The following is a 2,766-nucleotide window of genomic DNA, read 5'->3' on the forward strand; positions in this document are numbered from 1 at the left end:
GCAAGATAAAAAATACCACCTTGATAAGGTTGTATTTATATATATTATATTTTTTATACCAATCGTGTTAAGTTACTGACCATTTATAGCGACAGATAAATACAGTGATAACAAGGCATAAATTTTGACATGTAGTTGTTCTACATGAAAAATTTATAACGCCGTTAGCGCTTTATTTAGCTCGCTAGAATGGTTAAATATTTAAGCCGATTGGTATTACTAAACATTGTTAAATTCAAAGCTGTATAAGAGGCAACAGAGAAATCACATGATGCTAAATTCGTTTTAAACACTGATTATAAGAAATAATCAGTGTTTAAAATTACGAAAGAGTGCCACCGCTACAGTATGAAAATCTGTACTAGCGACTCTCGGGCCTAAAAGACCTATTTATAGTGGGATTAATTCATTTTAGGATCTGAGCGCTTAACCGCTTTACCATCAGCAAAGTTTGCTACTTCGGTGATAATAGCCCCCTCGTTTCCTGCCATTTGCCAATGTGGAGACAGCACTTGCTTTAAATTCAAGAAATCACCAGGTTCGGCAACCTCAATATGTTGCGCAGAGACTTTCCCATCCCAATGTATTTTAGGGATCGTCACTTCAGGGTGATCAGCCATATTATTTTCACCTATCCCAGCAATATAGCTTTTCCCCCAACGAACTAACCAACCTTCACGTTTTGCTGCTGTTGTTTCACCATCAACATGCCAATGCTCTGCAAGCATCTGGTTTGGTAGTAAAAATATATCCAACAGCATATAGAGATTGGTTTGGTTATTTTCGTACATTAAGCCCGACAACCCAACATTCAAAAAATTGCCGCTGTTATAATCCATTACAAAAATCTTTTCGCGTATGCCGTCAAACACAGGATACCCATGATAATTAAGCAAAGCTAAGATCGCATCTTTGGCTTTTTCTTTTAAAAACACCCCACTGGCATCATAAAAATCGCTATTTTTAAACTTAATGGAATCAATACATGCTTGAGTTGTTTTTTGCCCCGGTTCGCAATCTGTCGTGGCATGAGCTGAGCCCATAGAAAGCGCCATACATGCAAATATAGCTGACAATAACTTCATAATAATCCTTATCATCTGGTTGAAAACAATAATTTAAAGTAAAAACTCTAAACTAACATGCTAACGAGTTAAAGGCTAACCTTCATAACTTTCTGACTCGTCGCGACTTTATTTACACACATAACCGCAGTAGTGAATGATCGAGCTTAAAAAGAAACGATCTTTAAATATCAATATTAAGAAATTAATCGCAAATAAAACATTAAAGAATTTCACGCACATGTAACCTTTTTACGGCGTAAATTTAAAAAGTTATAAAGCGCTAGCGATGCCTTCGAAGTAGTATGCTTAGCTTATTTCTCAAACATTATATGCTGAATTATATTCACCTATTGCAACTTTTAATTTATGCTTGTGTAAACTGCAGATCGGCATCATTACTAATGAAACATAAATATCCCCCTCTTCACCTGTTAAGCATTTTTGAAGCAGCAGGCCGTTTAGAAAACTTTAAAGCCGCCAGTGAAGAGCTATTTATTACACCGTCAGCAGTTAGCCATCAAATAAAAGCCCTTGAAGAGCATTTGGGGTTTGCTTTATTTCAACGAAAAAGCCGCGGTGTAACACTGAATCCAGCAGGCAATATGTATCTAAAATATATTCAGCAAGGGCTAAATCAATTTGAAGAGGGCACTAAAAAGTTGCGACATCGTTTTTCGTCGCCCGCTCTTAAAATATCGTGTTTCACCACTTTGGCCAGTAACATTATCATTCCGCAACTTGGTGCATTTCAGGCTGCACACCCTGACATTGAAATCAAAATAGAGATCGGCAATAAGTTGTCTGATTTACGCTATGATGATATTGATTTAGCAATCAGGCTAGGCGATGGTAATTGGCCCAATACAATCACCCATAAACTGATGGATATTCATGTTGCTGCAGTATGCTCACCTGAGTTTGCCAACCAACACCAACCAAAGTTATTAACAGATATTAATCAGTTACCGTTAATTGACTTTACTTATGTTGACGACGCGTGGCAGCAATGGGCAAAAGCAGTTGGTGTCACACTCACTAGCAGTAAGCGTTCTCTTACCTTTAATGACTACGACTCCGCAATGAATGCTGCCACACAAGGTTTAGGTATGACCCTTGCCATGTTCCCCATTGAAAATGCCTCTCTGAGTCACGGTATTATTGTTGCACCATTTAATGAATTTATGCGCTACCCAAAATCATTGTATGCGCTCTATCGGCAAGAAGATGCTGAACGCCACGATATACAATGTTTTATCAGTTGGCTAAAAAAATCAGAGCTTATTACTCAATAGATGAATGTCATTCACCATTTAGGTGAATATTATGCTTTTGTGCTGCTAGTCATTATTTTTTAAAGTGACTTCATACTATAAACAAATAGAATGATTAGCCCCATGCTCAACAAAGCCTTACTCATCGGTTATAGGATCATAGCAACTGTGATCATCTTGATACCGATCATATTCAACGTCGTTATGCGAGGTGATGTGGTAGCATCTTTTATTTATACACCATTACTTGCCCTTGCGTTGCTACTAATTGCAATGTATTGCGATAGCAAGCTGGTGCGGCTTATAAGCTAATGCAATTTATCATTTAGCCCAAGTAACTTCAGCTAATTGATTAGTCGCTGTTTGATGGATAATAAGTCCGTTATTCCCTATTCGCATGTGCCTTATTAAGCCTGAGTAAACCCCTT

At 37.6% G+C, this 2,766-nt stretch carries 2 protein-coding genes; one reads left to right on the forward strand and one right to left on the reverse strand.

The window, feature by feature from the left end; all coding sequences use genetic code 11:
• Positions 1-401 precede the first annotated feature (401 nt).
• The gene (locus tag CWB85_RS20350) at positions 402-1,085 is read right to left on the reverse strand and encodes a cupin domain-containing protein (protein WP_138555885.1); all 684 of its coding nucleotides are present in this window, start codon (positions 1,083-1,085) and stop codon (positions 402-404) included.
• Positions 1,086-1,468: 383 nt separating this feature from the next.
• Here CWB85_RS20350 and CWB85_RS20355 point away from each other — a divergent pair, with 383 nt between their 5' ends.
• Positions 1,469-2,359 carry a LysR substrate-binding domain-containing protein gene (locus tag CWB85_RS20355; protein WP_138555886.1) on the forward strand — a complete coding sequence of 297 codons (891 nt, stop codon included), beginning with the start codon at positions 1,469-1,471 and terminating at the stop codon, positions 2,357-2,359.
• Positions 2,360-2,766 lie beyond the last annotated feature (407 nt).

This window comes from Pseudoalteromonas sp. S1727, assembly GCF_005886375.1.
GTDB lineage: Bacteria > Pseudomonadota > Gammaproteobacteria > Enterobacterales > Alteromonadaceae > Pseudoalteromonas > Pseudoalteromonas haloplanktis.